Raw genomic sequence first — 20,817 nt, 5'->3', positions numbered from 1 at the left:
TCCTGATGGACGTGAAGGCGAAGTGGGCGCCGGTGGCGGCCGCGATGGCGGGGATCGTCCTGTCGCTCACGCCGGTGCGGGCCGACGTGACCTGCGCCCGCGACGTGCTCGTGGCCAACTCGATGCAGCGTCAGGCCATCGACCAGCTCGAGCAGGCGGATGGCGATGATGCCAACCGCTGCCGGGTCTGGCGCCGCCACGTGGAGACCATGCGCCGGGTCGCCAGCGTCTACGGCCGCTGCCTATCCGGGGCCGAGCGCGCCGCCAAGCTCGCCGAGGTGCAGACCTCCGAGAAGGATTTCTCCGGCATCATCCGGACGCGCTGCCGCGGGCTGTAGTGTGTCGGCCCGAATGGCCGGAACCGGTTTTCAGACGCGCCGATGCTGCAAGGTAAGTGGGCGGTCGGCACACAGGCCGTTACGGCCGGTCGATTGACTCCGGCCTGCGGCGCTGGCTGTCTTCATCCGCGCCGCCATGCTGTTTACTCGCCTCCCCGACGATCTGTTCAAGCCGCTTGCCTCGCCGAGCCGGGCCTTCAACGCGGCCCTGCTGCTGCATCTGCATGCCAGGGTGTTCGCCGAGACCACCGAACCTCTGCGCAAGAGCGAACTGCTCGCCTCCATCGGTGATTTCTCCGCCGACTGGTCCCAGGGCGAGATCGCCGACGACGAGGCGACGCCAGTCGATCCGGTGGAGCGACGCTCGGCGGTCTACCGGCGGCTTCTCGACGCCGGCTGGCTGGTGGAACGGCGCGAGCGCTACGTGCCGGTGGTCGATTTCGATCCGGATGCCCGCCTCGTCATTGAGGAACTCGCCCGTCTCGACCGGGGCGAGACCCGCTCCTATGGCGGCGCGGTGCTGGAGGTACTGGGTAGCCTGGAGAGCGCGGTGGCCAACCCGGCCGAACGTTCGGAGGCCCTGGTCAACGCAGCCAAGGCCTCGCGCGCCTTCCTCGGGCATCTGCGCAGCCTCGCCGGCTCGATGCGCAAGATCGAGGAGCGGATCCTGCGCGAGGAAGACCAGGGCGTCGCGTTCCGCCTCTATTTCGAGGAGTTCGTGGCGCGCCATCTCGTCAGCGACTACCGCACCCTGCACACGCGCCTGAACCCGTTCCGCTTCCGCTCCGGCATCGTCCGCGAGGCGGGCCGCGCCCTGCGCGACGACCTCACCCTGCGGGCGCTCTCCGAAGCGGGGCTGCGCGAGGGGAGGGCGCCCGAGCTGTCCCTGGCCGAGCGGGCGGTGCGGGCGGATCTCGCCGAGATCCTGTCGATCTTCGAGGGGCTCGACCGGCATCTCGACGCCGTGGCCGACATCGTGGCACGCCTGGAGCGCCGGATCGCGGCGGCCCTGCGCTACACCGACCATCGCGATTCCGACCGGATCGAGCGTACCGCCGCGGCGTTGCGGGCCGTAGGCGCCGCCGAATGGTCGGAGACCGCTCCCTCCGCCGAGGTCTCGCTCCTGCGTCCGCCCATCGGCGAGCCGCATCTCTACACCCCCCGCATGCGGCGCGCGGCGATCCTGTCCGAGCCGCTGCCGGAGATCCATCTCGACCCTGCCATCGAGGCCTTCATCCTGGCCAAGGACGCCTTCCGCCAGCGGGTGATGGTGACGCCTGAGCGCGTCATCGCCTTCGTCGAGCGCAAGCTTGGGGCGAGCCCCGCCGTCCGGGGTTCCGAGATCGTGGTGGCGGATGTGGACGAGTTCGTGGTGTTCCAGCGCCTGCGCGAGATCGACGTGCTGTTCGACGGTATCCTGACCACGCGCTACCGCCTCTCGCGGGTCGAGGGCCGCGTTTCCAACGGCTGGCTCGACTGCCCGGACTTCCTGGTGGAGCGACGAAACCCGGCGGTCCGCCCCGTATCGGTTCGCCCGCGCGGCGCATGAGCGGCGACGGGTCCGGCATCGGCCCGCAATTGGTGGCGATCTTTGATCACCGCCCGATCACATTGATGTTTCCGGACTTGGCAGACGTTGGAAGGAGGATCATGCTTGCCGAAGACCCGCCGGAGATGCGGGAATATTGGGAGATGTGTCGATGACGTCCGGGAAATGCTTGATCAAGTCGGCCTGGATCGCGGTCGAGGTTGGCAAGGAGAGATCCGAGCGCGTGCTCGTGGTCGAGACCTACATCGCCGTCAGTCCGCTGGAACGGAACTTCGACCCCTCCCGCTACGACCGGGTCGTGGCGGAGGTCCAGCGCGTGCTCGCCGAGAACCCGTCCATCGACCGCGCCTCGATCCTGAGCATGCACCGTGATACCCAATGCCTCTCGCTGTTCAAGGCGACTCAGCAGGCGGCATGAACGCCGGGCCTTTGTGAAAAGACCGCGATCCGGGTAACGAGGCGCCACGGCGGGACGGGTGTTCCGCCTCAGCGCTTCATGGATTGTCGGGATGATCGAGGCCTTCCGCGCCATCGTCGACGGTGACGAGCCTCCGCCTCCGGGGACGCGGGCACCGTCCGGGGAGGATCTGACGCGGGCGCTCCAAGTGCTGCTCAAGAGTCAGTGCGTCTATTCCGATACCCCCGGCATCGGGCGCTCTTACGAGATCGCCCGGCACTACGCGCCCTTTTTCAAGAGTTACTTCGCCTGCCTCGGCTACGGATTCGAGGTCTCGCCCCGCGACCAGATGGTGTTCCTGCGCGTGCCCCCGGACGGGGTGCGCCATGACGGCCAGGCCGAGCGCCTGCGCAAGGACGAGACCCTCGTCCTGCTCGCCTTGCGTCTCGCCTACGAGGAGGGGCTGCGCGCGCACCGCGTCACCACCGACGGCGTGGTGGAATGCACCACCGACGACATCGCCGAATCGATCCGCACCGCTGCCCGGAGCGAGGCGCCGGAGGAGGCGCGCCTCACTGAAATCCTCCGCCTCTTCGCCCGCAAGGGTGCCCTGCGCCTGGGGGAGCGCGACAAGGCCGAGAAAATCACGCCGCTGATGCTGCTACCGGGCATCGCCGTGCTCTCGCCCGATGCCTGGATGGAACAGGTCCGCGCCTGGGCCGCGGCGCGCCTCGACGACGACGGCTGACAGCGGGTCGCCGGGGCGGGCGAACGCCCCGATGCCGGCCTTCGGGCGGGATCGGTGCTGCTTAATAAAAGATTTCACATGAAAACATTCCGGTGCGCGGGGACGGACCGTCCCGCCCCTATAGGAGGTGACGCTGCGACCCGACTTGCATCGCGAGCCGACGGCGTCCATGCCGGGCGACCGACACGCCCCGCAGGGAGCCGCCCGACCGGTGTACCGCCTCACCGACATCGTCCTCTCCAACTGGTACCTGATCCGGCGCGAGCAGATCCGCATCCGGGGGGCGGCTGCCCTGGTGGGGCCGACGGGCGCCGGCAAATCGACGATCTTTGATGCCGTTGGAACGGTGCTGGCCGGCAACAATGCCAGCCGCCTCGCCCTCAACGCCTCCGCCTCAGGGCGTAGCGCCCGCACGGTCCGCGATTACTGCCTCGGCTGGATCAGCGACCCGGCCGAGGGCGGACGCCCGACCCGCGAGGCCTGCGAGACCCTGATCGTCCTGGTCTTCGAGAACGAGACCACCGGCCGCGTCGTCTCGGTGGGCCTCGCTTTGGCGGCCCGTGCCGAGGACAGCCGCGAGACCACGCTGTCGCGCTTCATCGCGGTCGGCCACCGCTTCGAGATCGCCGATTACGTCCGCGAGACCGCAGAGGGCAGCTTCGTCGCGCCCTGGCCGGAGATCGCCAAGGACCTGCGCATCCAGGCCGACCGGTTCGAGGAATTCCGCTCGTCGGGCGAGCGCTTCACCGCCGAATTGCTGGCGCTGATGCGCGAGGGGGCGTCGAGTCCGGAGCCACGGCATTTCCTGCGCACCTTCTCCAACGCCGTGGCGTTCAAGCCGATCTTCGATTCCTCCGCCTTCGTGCGCTCCTTCGTGCTCGAACCGGAGCCCCTGGACGTTGCCCGCATCCGCCAGTCGGTGGAGAACTGGCGCCGCTTGCTGGAGACGATCGAGGAGTTGGAGCGCCGACTCACGCATCTCGGGCGCATCCTGAAGCGCTACGAGACCTGGGCCGAGGCCAGCCTCTCGGCCGCCCTCGACGATCTGCGCGCCGCCGGCGCCGATCTGCGCCGGCGCATCCTCGATTACGCGACCGCCCGCTCCAGGCTCGGCGAGGTGGCCGAGCGCCTGCGCATCGCCCGCGAGAGTGTGGCCACCAGCCAGGGGTTCGTGCGCGAGATCGACGGGGAGATCGCCGGCAAGAAGGCGATGCTCGCCGGGAGCCAGGGCGAGGGGCGGCTCGCCGCCTCCAATGCCGGCCTCGCCATGCTGGCGCGCGACAAGCGCGACCTCTCCGCCCGCGTCGCCGACCTCGTGGGGATGGTGCAGGAGGCGGGCAAGCTCAACACCCTGTTCTCCGAGATTCAGCGGATCGATCCCGACGCCGCCCGGATCGTGGCCGCCTGCGCGCGCTCCGGCCTGCGCCGCGAGGCGCCCCCCGAGGAATCCCTGCGCATCGACGGCCCCCTCGGCGGCCTGATCGAGATGCTCGTGGCCCTGCCCGACATCGCCACGCCCCTCGACACTGCCGCCGAGGATATGGCCCTGCGCGCGCGGGCCCAGGAGAAGGAGGCGCAGGTCCTCTCGGCCGAGATCGGCACCGGGCGGACGGGCGGCGCCCGCCTCTCTTCCGACACGGCGGGCTTCCGCGACGAACTCGCTCGGCTCGGGATCGAGGCCACGCCGATTTGCGAGCTCGCCGAGATCACCGATCCGAAATGGGGGCCGGCCCTGGAGGGCCTGCTCGGCGGCGCCCGCGAGGCCCTGGTGGTGGAGCCGGACAGGCTGAACGAAGCCTTTGCCCATCTCGAAGCCCGCAAGAGCCAGTTCTACCGCTGCCTGCTGGTCAAGACCACGGACACCGCCCGGCGCCGGGGCGGGCGCGACGACGAAGGGCCGATCTCGCTCATCGAGACCCGCGATCCTCACGCCCAGGCCTTCCTCGCCGCGCGTCTCGGGGGCTACGATCTCGCCCCGAACGACGCGGCCCTCGCCCATATGAGCCGCGCGGTGGCGCCGAGCGGCCGCTCCACCTCGGGCATGGCCTATTCCGTGGTGCGGCCGGTCCAGTTGATGATGACGCGGGGCAGCCGCGGCCCCACGGCGGAGGGACGGCAGAACCTGGAGCGCGCCGTGGCCGAGGCGCGGCGCCTGCGCGGCGAGGCGGGCGTGCTGCGCGAGGCCGCCCGCATCGCCGCCATGCTTCGGGTCCGCCTCGCAGAAGCGAATCTCGACATCGTCTCCCTTCGCCAGGAGGCCGACGCCATGGAAGGGCGCCGGCGCAGCCTCACCACCGAGCGCGAGGCCGTGGAGAAGGCGGATACCGGCGCGCTGGAGGCCGAGATCAAGGAACTCGCCAAGGAGCGCTCGGCCTATCTCACGGAGCTGGTCCAGGTGCTGGAGCCCAAGCGCGACGCGCTGCTCGGCGAGGAAGCGGGGCTGAAGGCAAAGGTCACCACCGCGCGGGAGGCGATACGCGGCGCGCTCCAGGCGAGGCGCAGCGCCCACGCGCGCTGGATCGCCGGCGATTCCGTCCGCATCCGACTCGTCCGGCCGGACGGGTTCGATCCGCTGGCAGTGGCTAAGGCGCGCGCCGACGCCGCGGGCCTGGAGTCGAAGGAACTGGCGGCCTTGGCCAATGCGGCGCGCGGCGCCGCCCGCGAGGCGATGGAGACGGCGCGCACGCAAGGCCGTGCCGCCGAGCGCGATCTCGCCGAATATTGCGTGCAATGGCGGATCGAGAACCCGCTCGGCAATGGCGACGCCCCGGCCTCCTTCGGTTTTTCCTGGGTCGCCCGCGCCCATGACGAGGTGGCCGGCCACGAGTTGCGGCGCTATCGCGACCAGGCGGTGCGGGCAGAGGGCGAGATGCGCCGCCTCATGACCGAGGACCTGCTGACGCGCCTCGCCGACAAGTTCGAGCGGGTCCGCACCCGCCTCGACGCCCTGAACGAGCGTCTCTCCACACAGACCTTCACCGGCCAGACCTACGCGTTCGAGGCCACCGTCGACCGCCGCTATGCTGCCGTGCATGCCCTCGCCACCGAGGTGGCTCGCTCGGCCGACGCGGCGCAGGCGATTCTGCCGGGGGAAGGCGAGGAAGCGCCTTCGGGTCCGCTCGCCGCCGCCATCGAGGAGATCACCGCCCTGATCGCCGGCGACGAGAGCGCGGCGCGGCTCGCCGATTACCGCAACTATTTCGTCTACGAGATCGGCATGCGCGACAAGGCGGGCAACCGCACCACCATGTCGAACCGGGCCCTGCGCGGCTCGGGCGGCGAGGCGCAGGCGCCGTTCTACGTGGCCATCGCCGCCTCGCTCGCCTCGGCCTATTACCCCGGCGACCGGCCCGGCGACGAGAATCCGGGCCTCGGCCTCTGTCTCCTCGACGAGGCCTTCTCCAAGCTCGACGTGCGCAACTCGCAGGCCCTGGTCGATCTCTATCAGGCCTGGGGGCTGCAACTCCTCATCGCCGCCCCGGAGGATAAGCGCACGACGCTCACCGAGGTGATGGACACCATCGTTACCGTCTACAAGAGCCCGGACCTGACCTCGGTGCGGATCGAAGCCGAGCATCCGCTGGAGACGGCCAAGCGCGCCCTCGCGGCCATCAACCCGGAACGACAGGGAATCGAGACGTTCCAGGTCTCCGACGCGGCGGAGTGAGGGGGTGGCTCTCCCTCAATGCGCTCGGCCTTGGCGAAGGCGCGATCAGGTCCGCCGCGACGCGGCGTCCCGGATCGCGGCAAGAGTCAGGATGGCAGGGGCACCGCTCCCCGTCACCGCGAGGTGATCGGCGCCGGTGGAGAGAAGCAGCGCCAGGGCGTCCTTCAGCGATGTCTCGGCAGTGACGGACGGCGCATCCGCGGCCTCACCCGGAACCGCGACGACACCCGCTTGCGTCAGCGTGAGACGCCGCAGAGCACGGTCCTCGCCGACGAAGCTCTCCACGAAGGCGTCGGCGGGGGCGACCAGGAGGCGGTCTGGCGTGTCGGCCTGGACGATCCGGCCTTCGCGCATCAGCACGACGCGATCACCCATCCGCATCGCCTCGTCGATATCGTGGGTGACGATGATGACGGTCTTATTGAGCCGGCGAAGGATTGCGCCGATCTCGATCTGTAGCCGGCTACGCGCAATAGGATCCACGGCCCCGAAGGGTTCGTCCATGAGGAGGACGGCAGGGTCCGCCGCCAGGGCGCGGGCGACGCCGACGCGCTGGCGCTGACCGCCGGAGAGTTCGTCCGGCCTCCGGTCGCAGTGGTCCCGCGGATCGAGGCCGACGAGGGTGAGCATCTCGTCCACGCGATCCGCGATCCGGGAGCGAGACCAGCCCGACAGCTTTGGCACGGTGGCGACGTTCTCGGCGACGGTCCGGTGGGGGAACAGGCCGATGCCCTGCAGGACGTAGCCGATGCCGCGGCGCAGCCGCACCGGATCGATCTCCGCCACGTCGCGACCGTCGAGGAGGATGCGCCCGGCATCCGGCTCCACGAGCCGGTTGACCATGCGCAGGGTGGTGGATTTGCCGCAGCCGGAGGGGCCGATGAGAACGCAGGTCGTGCCTTCCGCGATGTTGAGGTCGATCCCGTCGACCGCCGGTCGATCCGCGCCGGCAAAGCGGCGGGAGGCGCCCTCGAACCGGATCATCGACCGAGCCTCGCGGGCTCGGGCCTCAGCAGCCGAGGCAGATCGAGCCCATCGTGGTCCGCATCTTCCGGTCCCAGGCCTTGTCGCGGGCAGCGGAGACCTTCTGCGCCTTGAGCATGTCGCCTTCGGTGGAAGCCCGGTTGAAGGTGGAGGTCGGCGGCTTCGTCACACCCATGGCGGTGGTCATGCGCTTGGGGGCCGGCTGCTGCGCCGTGGTGGAGGGCTGCGCCTGGACGGGCATGGTGACGAGCAGGCCCAGACAGACGGACGCGGCAAGGAAGCGTGTCATGATCGATCTCGACTTTTCGAATGTGTAGAAACGCAGCAGAGGCAAACGAAGACCACGCCCCGATTACCAGCCCTCTTCGTCTATCATGACGGCAAGGTTGAGGCGTTGCGATGCGATTTCTCGAATGGCAGGTGGTTATAGTGCCGAATTGTCATGCAGCTTTGCGTGTGCCAGCGCACCGGGCGACGATCGTTTCGGTCACGGTGCAGCGGGTCACGTCTGTCATGTCGGCCGGAATGCGACCAGGGTCATGTCGTCCCGGGGTGTCTCGGAGCCGCGATAGGCGGCCAGCTCGGTTTCCAGTGTCTCGATCTGCCGGCCCAGTTCCTCCCCGCGGGTGCGCAGGAGGATCTCCGCGACGCCGCGATACCCGAGCAATCGCCGCTGCGTACCGTGGGTACCCATCTGGTCGGTGATGCCGTCGGTCATCAGGTAGAAGGTGTCGCCCGGCGCCACATCCAGGGTGACGTTCCCGGTGCTGAACCTCTCGCTCCCCTGGCGCGGATAACCGAGTCCCCGCTTCGCCCCCCTGATCCGGCTCACTCCCGTATCCGTGACGGTGGTGAGCGACAGGCCGGCGCCGGCGAAGGTCAGGCGCCGGGCCTCCGGGGCCCAGATGCACAGGCCGCAATCGAGCCCGTCATCGGAATCCGAACCGCGCCCGTCCTGGCGCAGCTGGGCGCGGACCATCTCGTCGAGGACAGTCAGGATCTCGGCCGGCGAGCGCAGGCCGCGCTCGTGCAGCACGCGGTCGAGGGCGGTGGCGACGATGAGTGTGATGAAGGCGCCTGGTACGCCGTGGCCGGTGCAATCGGCCACGACGATGATGCTCACGTCACCGAGGCGTTCGAGCCAGAAATAGTCGCCGCCGACCTGATGCAGCGGCTCCCACAGCACGGCGACGTCGAGTCCCGCACCGGCCAGCGCCATCCGGTCGGGCAGGACGGAGGTCTGGATGCGACGGGCGTAGCCGATGCTCTCCATGACCTGGTGGTTGGCGTCGGCGAGCTTGGCATGGGCGAGTTCGAGTTCGGCGAGGAGTTGCTTCGCCTCGTCGCCGGCGCGCAGGCCCTCCACCATGCGGTTGAAGGCCGAGGAGATCACGTCGATCTCGTTGCTGGAACGTATGGCGCCGTCGAACGCCACCGTCGACCAGCGCTTGTGCTCGACCTCGCGCATGGCGAGCAGCAGGCGCTTCAGGGGGGCGAGGACGTGCTTGCGCACGTTGGCATGCAGGGTCAGCACGAAGGCGAGCATCAGCACCAGGCTCGCCCCGACCGCCAGGAGCGCCTGCTTCTCGGCATTGGCGCGCAGGGCTTCGGTGGAGAGTCCCAGCGTCAGGCTTCCCACGGGCTTCGCCTGGCCCGCCAGGGTGATGGCGGTGGAGGCGCGGATGAGCTCGATGCCGCGTCCCCCCGGCATCTCACCGATGGACATCACCAGGCCGCCCTCCACGTTCCAGGCACGGACGAAGCGGAACGCCGGATCGAGGGTGAGGGCCTGGACCTGCGCCGTGTAGACGTCCGGCCGCTCGCTCCAATCGGGTCGGGCGATGGCCTGGGCGGTGAGGGCGACGAGAAGGTTCGCCCGTTCGGTATAGAGCCTGAGACTGTCGTTGTAGTTCACCCAGGCGATACCGACCTGCGTCGCCAGCACCACGATGGCGATCACCGGGTAGATTCGCAGGAACAGGGTATGCGCCAGACTGTCGAGGTCGCGCCCGCGGGCCGAACCGCGCAGGGCGCCCGGCCGCATCGTACCGGGCGCGGATGTGGACACGTCGGTGAAACCGGCCAGTTCCAGGAAGTCGTCGCCGCGCAGGGGACCGCCTCCCCTTAAGGAGCGCTTGCGGGTGGGGGAGGCGACGGCGGGCGTTGCCCCCTCGGCCGCAGGATCGAACGTCATGGCGGCGGTCCGTCCGCGGACGGGCCGCGGGACGGGCGGACACAGCCCCGTCCGGCATGTTTGGCCGCATAGAGCGCGGCATCGGCCCGGCCCAGGGTCTGCTCGAAGGTCTCGGTTCCCTCGATGGCGGCGATGCCGATGCTGACTGAGAGCGCCAGCGGTCCTCCGGGCCACGCCACGCCGGTTTCCCCGACGAGGCGGCAGATGTCTTCGGCGACTGCGAGTCCGGCATCGGCCCCGATCTCGGTGAGCAGAATCGCGAACTCCTCGCCGCCCATGCGGCCGATCACGTCCACCTTGCGCAGGCGCCTCTGGCAGGTCTCGACGAAGCTGGCGAGGGCCGCGTCTCCGGCGGCGTGGCCGAACTCGTCGTTGAGGCGCTTGAACCTGTCGAGATCCGCCATGAGGAGGCAGGCGGGAATCCGGTCGCGCTCGTATCGCAGCCATTCACGCTGGCTGATCTCCATGAAGCGGCGACGGCTCACCGCGCCGGTGAGGTCGTCGGTATCGGCCAGGTGCCTCAGCTTCGCTTCGAGACGGGTCCGATGCTCGATCTCGCCGGACAGCGCCTCGTTGAGGGCCTGCAGGTCGCGTTGCTGCTCGGCGAGGCGGTGATTCGCCTTCTGCAGGTCGAGCTGCATCCGGTCGCTCATCCTCACGAGGCGGCGCTGCTCGCGATAACTGCGCCGGTAGGCTTCGGCGAGTTGCTGGACGCCGCCCGCGACCTGCGCGAGCCCCGCCAGCATCCCATCGGTCTTCCCCAGGACCGCTTCCTCGGTATCGTACAAACTGAACGCGTCGCCGCCGACGGGGGGATGGTCGGTCGGCGGAACGATCCCGGGCTTGACCTTCATCCGTGTCAGTTCCCCGCCTGCGAGGTCTCGACGAGATCGAAGCGTGCATGGGAAAAGTCGGAGGCGAAATCCTCCCCGGCCTCGGCGATGGTCTCGTCGCCCTCGGCGTAGAGCCAGCGGATGGTCACGCCTCGACCTTCGCCGGCGGCGTCCTCGAGGGGCATGAACAGGTTCATCAGTCCCTTGGCGCTGGAACTGTTGAAATAGACGAGGGCGACCTCGAACACGATCGGTTCCGGACCCGACAGGGCGAGGTAGGACCGCAGGGCCTGGAGCAGGGGGCCGAAGAAAGCCGCGGCATCCTCCGGATACGATTCGCCGCTCAGCCTGAAACGGCCGGCTGCGAAGTCGAAATCCACCTCGGGGGATCGGGCGGTCGCCGGGATTTGAATGCGGTCCATCGCCGGGGCGCCGTCAGATATAGGCTTTGAGGCAGAACAGACTGCGCTCGTCGCCGAGATCGTGAAAATCGAACTCCACGGGAGCACTCGAGCGGCGGGCGATCTCGATCAGGCCGATGCTCCCGCCGAGGCTGCCCTCGTCGGGGGGCTGGCGCAGCTTCTCGCGGTAGAAACGCTTGAGTTCTTCGCTGGACATGCCGGCAATGTGATCCAATCGCTCATGCAGAACGGCGGCATCGGCCTTGGGGACCTCGTTGCCGCACACGACGAAGAAGCGTGCGTTCTCGACGCCGACCACGATCATCCCCGCACTGATCATGCCGCAGGACGCCGTGTCCCCGGGGAGCTTGTCGGCCGAGTAACGAATAATGTTCTGGGCCTGCTCGACGAAGATCGAGAACACCCGCTTGGCGATGGTCGCGTCCGTCTCACCCTGGATCATCCGAAGCTTCAGAACTTCGCCGAGGGAAAACAGGACGTTCTCCGAGATGTCGCCGCCGAACGACAGGATGATACCGTTACGCTTCGAGGTCTCGAAGAAGGATTTGAAGTCCCGCGCGAGCACAGCATCCTCCTCCCGATGGCGGAAGGTGCCGCGCGGTGAGCGCCCGCCTTCACTGCCCGACAGCACTAACTCAAAGGCCTCTACAGACAGTTACCGCCTCGGAATCCAGCGGAGTGCGAGCAAATTCCGTTCCATCCGGTTAACCAGGACGACAGGATTGGACGACACCGCGCCATGGTTCCGACAGGAGAACTATCTCGGTCCAAGGTGTCGATGATAGATCCGACGGCGTCGGGTTCGTTCTGCGAAAAGAAACAATTTATAGGGATTTGTTTCTGTAAACCTCGCGAGCGCGCCTGTGTTTGGGCACGAACCCAGACCTTGCCGGTCTGAAGCGGATCGGATCGTGACACAAGACAAGTCCGTCCTCATCGTATCGGATCGACCGGACCGGGTGAGACTGCTGGCGCGCGCCATCACCACCATCCTGCCCTGCCGCAGCGTTCTCGGGGACCAGTCGGTTCCCGCCATCCTCCCCGTCGTCGCCGTCATCGATCTGGATCCCCGTGACGGCGTAGCGGCGGCCTGGGTGGTCCGTCTCCTGGCAATGCACGTACCCTGCCTCGTTCTCACGAATGCGTCCGCCCACATCCCGGACAGGGCGAATCCGGCCCTGCGCGTCACGGCGGCCGATACCCCGCGCCCGACCATTCTCTCCCTCCTGTTCAGCCTCATCGATGCCGGCGAGAAGTTGCGCACGCGTCACGCCCGCGAGACCGCCGCATTGGAGGGCAGGGCGCACCGCGCCTGCTCCGTGGTGGCGGACCTGTTCCATGCGGCGCAAACCGATCGGCCGGTCTCCTCGGAGGAGGCCGATGCGGGAACCGACGTCATTCTGGAGGCCGTCTCCGAGGGGGGCATCCGCGCGTGGCTCGACGTGATCGGACGCTACGACGAACTGCTCTACCAGCACTCCCTCAGCGTCGCCGGCTTCGCCGCGGCCTTCGGCTTCCACCTCAAGCTTCCCCGGGCCGACCGGAAGCGTCTCGCCAAAGCCGCGTTGCTGCACGATATCGGCAAATCGAAGATTCCTCTGGCCATCCTCAACAAGCCCGGCGCGCTGACCTCGAACGAGATGGCGACCATGCGCACGCATGCCGCCGCCGGTGCAGACTTGCTCGCCCGGCAGGAGGGGTTCGATGCCGCCATGCTCGACGTGGTCCGGCATCATCACGAGATGCTCGACGGCAGCGGCTACCCGGCCGGCCTCTCCGGCGATGCGATTCCGGATCTCGTCCGCCTCGTGACGATCTGCGACATCCATTCGGCCCTCACCGAGCGGCGGGCCTATCGCAATCCGCTCCCGCATGCCGAGGCCCATGCGATCATGCTCGGCATGACCGGCAAGCTCGACATGCCGCTCCTGCGGGCCTTCCAGCCCATCGTCCTGCAATCGAGCCATGGCGACGCACTGGTCTAACGACTCGGGGCGTTCGGTTTACCGAACCGCGTCCGGTTCACGGGGAGAGTTCTTCCAGGTTGGCCCCGTCGATCGCTCGTGATTCTGCATGAAATTGCCAAGTCGAAAGTTTCATCTCCTACGGGGACGTCTTGCCGAAGACCGATCTCCCACGCCCCGTTCTTTTAAAAGCCCGTTTCGTTGACCCGGATCGCCGCTGGGATCACATTTCGGTAACGGTGCCGAGGGGCATTCCACGACCGGACGGCGCGTTCGGATCAAAGTCCCCGGCGCATTCCCGTACCCGATCGGTAGGCGCTCAATGTCTCTTCAAGGCAGCTCTTTTCCAGGCCCGCTTCCGCGCATCGTCGGCTTCAGCGCCAATCTGCAGCGCCCCTCGAAGACGCGGGCGCTGGTCGAGGCGGTGGCCGAGGCGACCGGTGCGCGACTGCGCGCCGACATCCGCCTGTTCGACGTGGTCGATGCCGGGACCGGCCTCGGCGCCGCTTGGTCGCGCGACCAGCTCTCGCTTCCCGCTCGGCGCATCCTGGAGGCGATCGAGAACGCGGACGCGCTCATCGTTGGAACGCCGGTCTACAAGGGTGCCTATACCGGCCTGTTCAAGCACCTGTTCGACTTCGTCGATCCGACGGCTCTCGTGGGCAAGCCCGTCGTGCTCTCGGCCACGGGCGGGGGCGCGCGACACGCCCTCGTCGTCGAGCATTCCCTGCGGCCCCTCTTCGGCTTCTTCAGCGCGCAGACCGTCCCGACCTCGGTCTATGGCAGCGACGCGGATTTCTCCGACGGTGTCCTCGTCGATGAGGGCGTGCGGGCGCGGGTGTCCGACGCGGCGAGCCAGCTCGCCGCACTGCTAGGGGCACGGGCGAAGCCGTCCGCCTCCCTCGACACGGCGCCGGCCGCCGCCTTCGCCGCGCCGAGTCGCTAGCCCGCGCGGCCGACCGGATCGACCGTCCCTGCTGCATCCGGGCGATGGCCCCATCGGCCTCCATCTCAAGGCCTAAATCAACAAGGGCTGGACCATGTCACGGCAGACAACCCTCGGTTCCGACATCCTCGGCCGCCTGACGCCCTGGCTCGTGCCGGTGGCGATCATCGCCGGTTGGCAGGCCGCGGCCTCCACGGGCCTCGTCTCCACCCGCTTCATGCCCGCCCCCTCGGACGTGATCGCCGCAGGCTGGCAGGCGAGCAAGACCGGTGAACTCTGGACCAACCTCTGGATCAGCTTCCTGCGCGCCGCCGTCGGCTTCCTCATCGGTGGCAGCATCGGCTTCGCCCTCGGCCTCGCCAACGGCCTCTCGCAGCTTTCCGAGAAGCTCACCGACACGACCCTGCAGATGGTGCGCAACATCCCGCACCTGTCGCTGATCCCCCTGGTGATCCTGTGGTTCGGCATCGACGAGGAGGCCAAGCTCTTCCTGGTGGCCATCGGCGTGTTCTTCCCGATCTACGCCAACACCCTGCACGGCATCCGCTCGGTGGATCCGCAACTGGTGGAGATGGGCCGGGTCTACGGCATGTCGCCCACCACACTGTTCCTGCGGGTGGTGCTGCCCGGGGCGCTGCCCTCGATCTTCGTCGGCCTGCGCTACGCACTCGGCATCATGTGGCTGACGCTCATCGTCGCCGAGACGATCTCGGCCTCGTCCGGCCTCGGCTACATGGCGATGCAGGCGCGCGAATTCATGCTGGTGGACGTGGTGGTGCTGGCCATCGTCATCTACGCCCTGCTCGGCAAGATCGCCGATACCCTGACCCGGCTCCTCGAGCGTTCGTTCCTCGCCTGGAACCCGGCCTACCGAAACATCTGAGGGGCATCGCGCCGATATGCCCCCGTTCCTCGATCAACCCCACGGACGACGTCCATGACCGCCTCCACCCTGCTGCGCGCGCCCGACGCCTCCTTCGTGCCGCCCCGCGAGGTTCCCGTCGTGCCTCAGGCCCGCCAAGCCACGCGCCCCGCGCCCGTCACGGGCCCGGGGGTCGCCGTCACCCTGCGCGGCCTGTCGAAATCCTTCGACGGCCATCAGGTGATCGAGGGGCTCGACCTGCACATCCCGGCGGGCCAGTTCGTGGCCATCGTCGGTCGTTCGGGCTGCGGCAAGAGCACCCTGCTGCGCCTGATCCTCGGGCTCGAACAGCCGAGCGCCGGGCGGATCGACCTGGAGAACCCCGGTGCGCGCTCGGCCACGAAGCGCATTATGTTCCAGGAGCCGCGCCTGCTGCCCTGGGCCAGGGTCGTCGACAACGTCGCCGTGGGGCTCGGCGGGGCCGGGCGGCGCCAGGAACGGCGCGAGCGGGCGGCGGCCGTGCTGGCCGAGGTCGGCCTCACCGACAAGGCCGGTAACTGGCCGGCGACCCTCTCCGGCGGCCAGCGCCAGCGCGTCGCCCTGGCGCGCGCCCTCGTCAGCCGGCCGGGCCTGCTCGCCCTGGACGAGCCCCTCGGCGCGCTGGATGCCCTGACGCGCATCGACATGCAGGACATGATCGAGCGGATCTGGCGCAACCAGGGCTTCACCGCCATCCTCGTCACCCACGACGTCGCCGAGGCGGCGGCCATGGCCGACCGCATCCTCGTGGTGGAGGAAGGCCGCGTCGCCCTCGACCTGACCGTGGACGTGCCCCGCCCGCGCCGGCGCGGCGACCCCGAACTCGCGCGGCTGGAAGGCCGTATCCTCGACCATCTGCTGAAGGACCGTGCCCCGGCCTGATCCCCGGACGCGCGCGATCCCACCGGCACAACACCAGGAGCACCCATGACCGCAGAGACCGACGTCCTCTGGTTCCTTCCCACCCACGGCGACGGCCGTTACCTCGGCGCGCAGGAAGGCGCCCGCGACGTGTCGCTGGCCTATCTCCGCCAGATCGCCCAGGCCGCCGACGAGCTCGGCTATTACGGCGTGCTGCTGCCCACCGGCCGCTCCTGCGAGGATTCCTGGGTCATCGCCTCGGCGCTCGCCGCCCTGACGAAGCGCCTGCGTTTCCTCGTGGCGGTGCGTCCTGGCCTGCAGGAACCGTCCATGGCCGCGCGCATGGCCGCGACCCTGGACCGGATCTCGGACGGGCGCCTCCTCATCAACGTCGTCACCGGCGGCGACCCGGTGGAGCTGCGCGGTGACGGCGTCTTCCTCGACCATGACGAGCGCTATGTCGTCACCGACGAGTTCCTGCATGTCTGGCGCGGGCTGATGTCCGGCGAGACGGTGAATTACGAAGGCAAGCATCTCAAGGTGGAGGACGGCCGGCTCATCTTCCCGCCGGTCCAGAAGCCTTATCCGCCGCTGTATTTCGGCGGCTCCTCGCCGGCCGGCATCGAAGTTGCGGCCGAGCATTGCGAAGTCTACCTGACCTGGGGCGAGCCGCCCGCCGGCGTCGCCGAGAAGATCGCCAAGGCGAAGGAGGCCGCCGACCGCAAGGGCAAGACCTTCTCCTACGGCATCCGCCTCCACGTCATCGTTCGCGAGACCGAGGGCGAGGCCTGGGCCGCGGCCGAGAACCTGATCTCGCGCCTCGACGACGAGACCATCGCGCGGGCGCAGGCCACTCTCAAGCGCCAGGATTCCGTGGGCCAGAGCCGGATGATGGCGCTCCATGGCGGCGACCGCTCGAAGCTCGAAGTCGCGCCCAACCTCTGGGCCGGAGTCGGCCTCGTGCGCGGCGGCGCCGGCACGGCGCTCGTCGGCTCGGCCGATCAGGTGGCGGACCGGATGAAGGAATACATCGACCTCGGGATCGATCGTTTCATCCTCTCCGGCTACCCGCATCTGGAAGAGGCCTACCGCTTCGCCGAACTCGTCTTCCCGAAGCTGCCGCTCCGCGCCACCACCGGCGTCCCCCCGAGCAACGCCCGCAACAACGGCCCGTTCGGCGAAGTCATCGCCAACGACATCGTCCCGAGCCGCCGCATCGCAGCGCATTGAGGGGATGCATCGCTTCTCCCCGGCCCGCGGGGAGAGGGGGGCTCTCGCCGGACATCTGTTCCAAACGCTGCACGAGGACATTCCATGCCCCGTTCCACCGCGCGCACCCTCTCCCCGCCCGGGCAGGCGACCCTCGCCTTCCTCACCGCCCTGGCGTTCCTGATCCTCGGCACGCTTCTCGCCCGCGCCGAGGACAAGGTGATCCGGGTCGGCTACCAGAAATACGGCACGCTGGTCCTGCTGAAGGGCAAGGGCCTGCTCGAGAAGAAGCTGGCGCCCCTGGGCTACAAGGTGACCTGGGCCGAGTTTCCCTCGGGACCGCCTCTGCTGGAGGCATTGAATGCCGGGGCCATCGATCTCGGCTCGGCCGGGGAGGCGCCCCCGATTTTCGGGCAGGCCAACAACCCGGATTTCCTCTACGTCGCCCATGAGCCGGCGGCACCGCTCGGCGAGGCGATCCTCGTCGCCAAGGGCAGCCCGATCAAGACCGTCGCCGATCTGCGCGGCAAGAAGATCGCCCTGAACAAGGGTTCGAACGTCCATTACTTCCTGGTCGAGGCCCTGGCGAAGGCCGGCGTGCCTTACGAAGCGGTGACGCCGGTCTTCCTCGCTCCCGGCGACGCCGTCGCGGCCTTCTCGCGCGGTGCCGTCGATGCCTGGGTGATCTGGGACCCCTTCCTCGCCTCGGGCGAGCGGGCCACCGGCGCGCGGACCCTCGTCAACGGGACCGACATCGTGCCGAACCGCCAGTTCTACCTGTCGACCCGCCGGTTCTCCGATGGCAACAAGGAGGCGCTCGATACGACCCTCGCGGCGATCGGTGAGATCGACGCCTGGGCCAAGGACAATACCGACGCGGTGGCGGCCGAACTGGCCCCCGCCATCGGCATCCCGGCGCCGATCCTCACCGTCGCCCTCAAGCGCCTGACCTACGGCGTGACCCCGTTGGACACGGCCGTGATCGCCGATCAGCAGAAGGTGGCCGATACGTTCCACCGCCTCGGTCTGCTGCCCAAGCCCATCGCCGTCTCCGACGCCGTGCGGAAATCCGGGAGCTGATGGGAGTCTACCGCCCGGCCGGCGCCGGCATGAGCCGGCGCAGGACGAGATGGGTCGTCCCGCACAGGACGAGGGGGATGACGACGAGAAGGCTCGCGAACCAGGCCCAGGCCGGCATCATCGTCTGGGCGACGGCGTCGCTCATGCCCTAAGCGGTTGGCATTGTCTGGCCAACGGATGACGTCTGTGATTCAGGTTCCAGCATAGGCCGCGGGATCGGATCATGGCGGGCCGATCGTCCATGCGCGCGAGTGAGGCGCTGGCCTGTTTGCGCGAGCCGGATCGGGCGCGTGCGGTGCTTCTAACGCTTGCGGGCTGGACCAGTGAGCGCATCGCCGAGGCGTTCGAGTCCGCGAGGACATGGTACGTGTGTGGCGCAGCGACTTTGCCTGCGGTGGGGTCGACGCGCTGAAGGCGTGTGTGGCCGCAGGGCCGACACCTCTCAAAGCACAAGCCGCCCTGCGGGTCGCAACGCCCCTGCTCCGAGAGCCCCGTCGCCGACTGTCCCAACTGCACGCTGGCGCAGCTTGCTGGCGGGATCGAGAGATGGGAAGGCATCGGCATCTCCCGCTCGCAACGCTCCAAGGTGCTGCGTAAGAATACTTTCGCCGCAACGACCCCGGTACTATCCGAAAAATCTATAGGACGCGGAGGCCGGCGACGTCGTGCTCGTCTACGTCAATGACAGCGAGGCGTTGACCCGTCCCTATCTGGCTAAAGCTTTGGGCCGATCTGCGCGAGCCCGCGTCTGGGTTGCCCGGCGAAACCGGTCGCGAGCATGCGCGACAATGGGCCGATCCATAGCGGGAGGGCGGCCAGAGCCACGCTGGTGGCCCGCGCCCGTCGATGCCGAGGCGCTCGACAGCGCCATCCATCAAGCCGTCGACACCATCAACACCGAGCGAGTTCCCAATTCGTTGGGTATTCAGCGAATCCCGGCTTAGCGATGATCTCCTGCACGTCCGCACTGCAGCGCATTTTGGAATGCATGGATCACGTTTCGCCCCTGGTGCTGACCAATTAAGACCGGACGGGCCCTGCAGAAGCAATGTTTCGCTGAACTCTGGGACCGGGCCATGCTTGAGACTGGGATTGGACAGGTGTCTCTCCCCGGATTGGAAAATCCGGTCAACCTTCACTTCCACGATCTCCGTGGAACGGCCGTGACCATGCCCTCCAAGGCGGGCGGCAATCCTCAGCAGATCGCCACCATTACGGGTCATTCGCTCAAGACGGTGAATGTGATCCTTGATCGCTATCTCGCGCGCACAGACCAAGCGATCTTCAGTTGGGAGAACTCACCACGAACGAAGTCTGCAAACCGACCGCAAACCAGCGCTCAAGTCCCCGAATCCCCGAAGGGAAAAATTTATGTCTAACGATAAGATAAATGGCGCGCCCGAAAGGATTCGAACCTCTGACCCCCAGATTCGTAGTCTGGTGCTCTATCCAGCTGAGCTACGGGCGCCGACCTGACCGGGGGAGAGTTGTGCGCTCCGCCGTCGGTGGGGGTGTCTAGAATCTCCTTTTCAGCTTGGCAACCCCTTCTCGACCGATCGGCGTGCCTTTCTGCGATCCGCGTGATCGTGGGTGTTCGTGGGACGCCGTGTCGGTCATGCTCGTCGCTCTTCCCCTCGCAGGATACGCCCGACCCGTCATGACCACGCGCACCCCTTCCCTCTCCGGCGACGTCCTCGCCGCCATCGGCGGAACGCCGCTGATCCACCTGCGCCGTGCCTCGGACCTCACCGGCTGCACCATTCTCGGCAAGGCCGAATTCCTCAATCCCGGGCTGTCGGTGAAAGACCGGGCGGCCCTGTCCATCGTCGTGGATGCCGAGCGGCGCGGGTTGATCCGGCCGGGCGGCACCATCGTCGAGGGGACGGCGGGCAATACCGGCATCGGGCTCGCCCTCGTCGCCTCGGTCCGTGGCTACCGCACGGTCATCGTCATCCCGGAGACGCAATCGGCCGAGAAGAAGGAGACGCTGCGCCTTGCCGGCGCCCGCCTCGTCGAGGTGCCGGCCGTGCCGTTCTCCAATCCGGACAATTACGTGCATGTGGCGCGCCGGCTCGCCGAGCGTCTGGCAGCCACCGAACCGGCCGGCGCCTTCTTCGCCAACCAGTTCGACAACGTCGCCAACCGCCAGGCGCATGTGGAGACGACCGGCCCCGAGCTCTTCGCCGCGACGGAGGGGCGGATCGACGGCTTCGTCTGCGCCGCCGGGACGGGGGGCACCCTCGCCGGCACCGCCCAGGCCTTGCGGGCGCTCAAGCCCGGGATCACCGTCGCGCTCGCCGACCCAGAGGGATCCGCCCTGCATGCCTATTACACCACCGGCACGCTGAAGGCCGAAGGCTCCTCGATCACCGAAGGGATCGGCCAGGGCCGGGTGACCGCCAATCTCGAAGGGTTCCGGCCGGACCATTCCTTCCGCATCCCCGACACGGAAGCCCTGGACATCGTGTTCGGGCTGATGCGCGAGGAGGGACTCAGTCTCGGCGGTTCATCGGGAATCAACGTCGCCGGCGCGATCCGGCTAGCGCGGGTTCTCGGCCCCGGCCACACCATCGCGACGATCCTCTGCGACGGGGCGGCGCGCTACGCGTCGAAGCTGTTCAACCCGGCCTTCCTCACCGAGCGCGGGTTGCCCGTGCCGGCCTGGCTCACGGAAACGGCGGGCGAACTGCCGGATTGGCGAGCCTGATATCGACTTTCCTGCAA

At 68.2% G+C, this 20,817-nt stretch carries 20 protein-coding genes and 1 tRNA gene; 13 read left to right on the top strand and 8 right to left on the bottom strand.

The annotated features are described in order from the left end of the window. Nucleotides 1–44: 44 nt before the first annotated feature. The 5 genes from ASF26_RS02710 to ASF26_RS02690 all read left to right on the top strand — a co-directional run bounded on the left by ASF26_RS02710 (nt 45) and on the right by ASF26_RS02690 (nt 6,699). Entirely contained in the window at nt 45–338 is a 294-nt protein-coding gene (locus ASF26_RS02710; protein WP_056249795.1) for a hypothetical protein, read from the top strand. Between the two features lie 136 nt (nt 339–474). Next, nucleotides 475–1,887 (top strand): Wadjet anti-phage system protein JetA family protein, encoded by a 1,413-nt coding sequence (locus ASF26_RS02705; protein ID WP_056249146.1) that lies wholly within the window; start codon nt 475–477, stop codon nt 1,885–1,887. A gap of 151 nt (nt 1,888–2,038) precedes the next feature. Continuing rightward, entirely contained in the window at nt 2,039–2,305 is a 267-nt protein-coding gene (locus tag ASF26_RS02700; RefSeq protein WP_018046029.1) for a hypothetical protein, read from the top strand. A 91-nt stretch (nt 2,306–2,396) separates the two neighbouring features. Beyond that, entirely contained in the window at nt 2,397–3,032 is a 636-nt protein-coding gene (locus ASF26_RS02695) for a DUF4194 domain-containing protein (protein ID WP_056249143.1), read from the top strand. Between the two features lie 211 nt (nt 3,033–3,243). Continuing rightward, the gene (locus ASF26_RS02690; RefSeq protein ID WP_056249140.1) at nt 3,244–6,699 is read left to right on the top strand and encodes an SbcC/MukB-like Walker B domain-containing protein; all 3,456 of its coding nucleotides are present in this window, start codon (nt 3,244–3,246) and stop codon (nt 6,697–6,699) included. 45 nt (nt 6,700–6,744) lie between these two features. Here the strand turns inward: ASF26_RS02690 and ASF26_RS02685 are convergent, their stop codons facing one another. The 6 genes from ASF26_RS02685 to ASF26_RS02660 all read right to left on the bottom strand — a co-directional run bounded on the left by ASF26_RS02685 (nt 6,745) and on the right by ASF26_RS02660 (nt 11,697). Beyond that, complete coding sequence (locus ASF26_RS02685; protein WP_056249137.1) at nt 6,745–7,683, bottom strand: ABC transporter ATP-binding protein; 939 nt, start codon at nt 7,681–7,683, stop codon at nt 6,745–6,747. A 25-nt stretch (nt 7,684–7,708) separates the two neighbouring features. Then, complete coding sequence (locus tag ASF26_RS02680) at nt 7,709–7,972, bottom strand: hypothetical protein (protein WP_056249792.1); 264 nt, start codon at nt 7,970–7,972, stop codon at nt 7,709–7,711. A 222-nt stretch (nt 7,973–8,194) separates the two neighbouring features. After that, nucleotides 8,195–9,877 (bottom strand): SpoIIE family protein phosphatase, encoded by a 1,683-nt coding sequence (locus ASF26_RS02675; protein WP_056249135.1) that lies wholly within the window; start codon nt 9,875–9,877, stop codon nt 8,195–8,197. Continuing rightward, nucleotides 9,874–10,731, bottom strand: coding sequence for a GGDEF domain-containing protein (locus ASF26_RS02670; RefSeq protein ID WP_056249133.1), 858 nt, complete (start codon nt 10,729–10,731; stop codon nt 9,874–9,876). Before ASF26_RS02670 ends, ASF26_RS02675 begins: the two co-directional genes overlap by 4 nt. Before the next feature lie 5 nt (nt 10,732–10,736). Beyond that, nucleotides 10,737–11,132: a DUF1987 domain-containing protein gene (locus tag ASF26_RS02665; protein WP_056249130.1), complete on the bottom strand. Its 396-nt coding sequence runs from the start codon at nt 11,130–11,132 to the stop codon at nt 10,737–10,739. 13 nt (nt 11,133–11,145) lie between these two features. Beyond that, a complete protein-coding gene (locus ASF26_RS02660; protein ID WP_056249127.1) occupies nt 11,146–11,697 on the bottom strand; it encodes a SiaB family protein kinase in 552 nt (183 codons plus the stop codon). 346 nt (nt 11,698–12,043) lie between these two features. Here ASF26_RS02660 and ASF26_RS02655 point away from each other — a divergent pair, with 346 nt between their 5' ends. The 6 genes from ASF26_RS02655 (at nt 12,044) to ASF26_RS02630 (ending at nt 18,093) form a co-directional block, all read left to right on the top strand. Next, a complete protein-coding gene (locus ASF26_RS02655) occupies nt 12,044–13,117 on the top strand; it encodes an HD domain-containing phosphohydrolase (RefSeq protein ID WP_244475794.1) in 1,074 nt (357 codons plus the stop codon). Between the two features lie 301 nt (nt 13,118–13,418). Continuing rightward, complete coding sequence (gene msuE / locus ASF26_RS02650) at nt 13,419–14,042, top strand: FMN reductase (protein WP_056249122.1); 624 nt, start codon at nt 13,419–13,421, stop codon at nt 14,040–14,042. Nucleotides 14,043–14,136: 94 nt separating this feature from the next. Then, nucleotides 14,137–14,925, top strand: a complete 789-nt coding sequence (gene ssuC / locus ASF26_RS02645; protein WP_018046040.1) for an aliphatic sulfonate ABC transporter permease SsuC — start codon at nt 14,137–14,139, stop codon at nt 14,923–14,925. Nucleotides 14,926–14,979: 54 nt separating this feature from the next. Further along, on the top strand, nt 14,980–15,825 hold the full coding sequence (locus tag ASF26_RS02640) for an ATP-binding cassette domain-containing protein (RefSeq protein ID WP_056249119.1): 846 nt from the start codon (nt 14,980–14,982) through the stop codon (nt 15,823–15,825). Nucleotides 15,826–15,870: 45 nt separating this feature from the next. Further along, nucleotides 15,871–17,034, top strand: coding sequence for an FMNH2-dependent alkanesulfonate monooxygenase (gene ssuD / locus ASF26_RS02635; RefSeq protein WP_056249115.1), 1,164 nt, complete (start codon nt 15,871–15,873; stop codon nt 17,032–17,034). An 84-nt stretch (nt 17,035–17,118) separates the two neighbouring features. Further along, nucleotides 17,119–18,093, top strand: a complete 975-nt coding sequence (locus tag ASF26_RS02630; protein ID WP_056249111.1) for a sulfonate ABC transporter substrate-binding protein — start codon at nt 17,119–17,121, stop codon at nt 18,091–18,093. A 7-nt stretch (nt 18,094–18,100) separates the two neighbouring features. On the opposite strand, the gene ASF26_RS22465 is transcribed toward ASF26_RS02630, so the two are convergent. Further along, nucleotides 18,101–18,238 (bottom strand): hypothetical protein, encoded by a 138-nt coding sequence (locus ASF26_RS22465; protein ID WP_156462837.1) that lies wholly within the window; start codon nt 18,236–18,238, stop codon nt 18,101–18,103. A gap of 931 nt (nt 18,239–19,169) precedes the next feature. On the opposite strand from ASF26_RS22465, the gene ASF26_RS21780 reads away from it, so the two are divergent. After that, nucleotides 19,170–19,472 (top strand): hypothetical protein, encoded by a 303-nt coding sequence (locus ASF26_RS21780; RefSeq protein ID WP_348271072.1) that lies wholly within the window; start codon nt 19,170–19,172, stop codon nt 19,470–19,472. Nucleotides 19,473–19,484: 12 nt separating this feature from the next. Here the strand turns inward: ASF26_RS21780 and ASF26_RS02625 are convergent. Next, nucleotides 19,485–19,561: transfer RNA gene (locus ASF26_RS02625), tRNA-Arg, on the bottom strand. A gap of 189 nt (nt 19,562–19,750) precedes the next feature. Here ASF26_RS02625 and ASF26_RS02620 point away from each other — a divergent pair. Further along, nucleotides 19,751–20,800, top strand: a complete 1,050-nt coding sequence (locus tag ASF26_RS02620) for a cysteine synthase A (protein ID WP_056249108.1) — start codon at nt 19,751–19,753, stop codon at nt 20,798–20,800. The last annotated feature ends 17 nt before the right edge of the window (nt 20,801–20,817 follow it).

Origin of the sequence: Methylobacterium sp. Leaf93, assembly GCF_001422345.1 — a bacterium.
Classification (GTDB): Bacteria; Pseudomonadota; Alphaproteobacteria; order Rhizobiales; family Beijerinckiaceae; genus Methylobacterium; species Methylobacterium bullatum.
Note: the sequence above shows the minus strand (reverse complement) of the source record. Positions and strands in the feature narration are given on the sequence as shown.

Excerpts from the sequence above, each read along its gene's own strand:
- ASF26_RS22465 (WP_156462837.1), bottom strand. The coding sequence starts at position 18,238 with ATGAGCGACGCCGTCGCCCAGACGATGATGCCGGCCTGGGCCTGGTTC.
- ASF26_RS02695 (WP_056249143.1), top strand. The coding sequence starts at position 2,397 with ATGATCGAGGCCTTCCGCGCCATCGTCGACGGTGACGAGCCTCCGCCT.
- ASF26_RS02705 (WP_056249146.1), top strand. The coding sequence starts at position 475 with ATGCTGTTTACTCGCCTCCCCGACGATCTGTTCAAGCCGCTTGCCTCG.
- ASF26_RS02675 (WP_056249135.1), bottom strand. The coding sequence starts at position 9,877 with ATGACGTTCGATCCTGCGGCCGAGGGGGCAACGCCCGCCGTCGCCTCC.
- ASF26_RS02710 (WP_056249795.1), top strand. The coding sequence starts at position 45 with ATGGCGGGGATCGTCCTGTCGCTCACGCCGGTGCGGGCCGACGTGACC.
- ASF26_RS02670 (WP_056249133.1), bottom strand. The coding sequence starts at position 10,731 with ATGAAGGTCAAGCCCGGGATCGTTCCGCCGACCGACCATCCCCCCGTC.
- ASF26_RS02640 (WP_056249119.1), top strand. The coding sequence starts at position 14,980 with ATGACCGCCTCCACCCTGCTGCGCGCGCCCGACGCCTCCTTCGTGCCG.
- ASF26_RS02680 (WP_056249792.1), bottom strand. The coding sequence starts at position 7,972 with ATGACACGCTTCCTTGCCGCGTCCGTCTGTCTGGGCCTGCTCGTCACC.
- ssuD (WP_056249115.1), top strand. The coding sequence starts at position 15,871 with ATGACCGCAGAGACCGACGTCCTCTGGTTCCTTCCCACCCACGGCGAC.
- msuE (WP_056249122.1), top strand. The coding sequence starts at position 13,419 with ATGTCTCTTCAAGGCAGCTCTTTTCCAGGCCCGCTTCCGCGCATCGTC.
- ASF26_RS02665 (WP_056249130.1), bottom strand. The coding sequence starts at position 11,132 with ATGGACCGCATTCAAATCCCGGCGACCGCCCGATCCCCCGAGGTGGAT.
- ASF26_RS02620 (WP_056249108.1), top strand. The coding sequence starts at position 19,751 with ATGACCACGCGCACCCCTTCCCTCTCCGGCGACGTCCTCGCCGCCATC.
- ASF26_RS02685 (WP_056249137.1), bottom strand. The coding sequence starts at position 7,683 with ATGATCCGGTTCGAGGGCGCCTCCCGCCGCTTTGCCGGCGCGGATCGA.
- ASF26_RS02700 (WP_018046029.1), top strand. The coding sequence starts at position 2,039 with ATGACGTCCGGGAAATGCTTGATCAAGTCGGCCTGGATCGCGGTCGAG.
- ssuC (WP_018046040.1), top strand. The coding sequence starts at position 14,137 with ATGTCACGGCAGACAACCCTCGGTTCCGACATCCTCGGCCGCCTGACG.
- ASF26_RS21780 (WP_348271072.1), top strand. The coding sequence starts at position 19,170 with ATGCTTGAGACTGGGATTGGACAGGTGTCTCTCCCCGGATTGGAAAAT.
- ASF26_RS02630 (WP_056249111.1), top strand. The coding sequence starts at position 17,119 with ATGCCCCGTTCCACCGCGCGCACCCTCTCCCCGCCCGGGCAGGCGACC.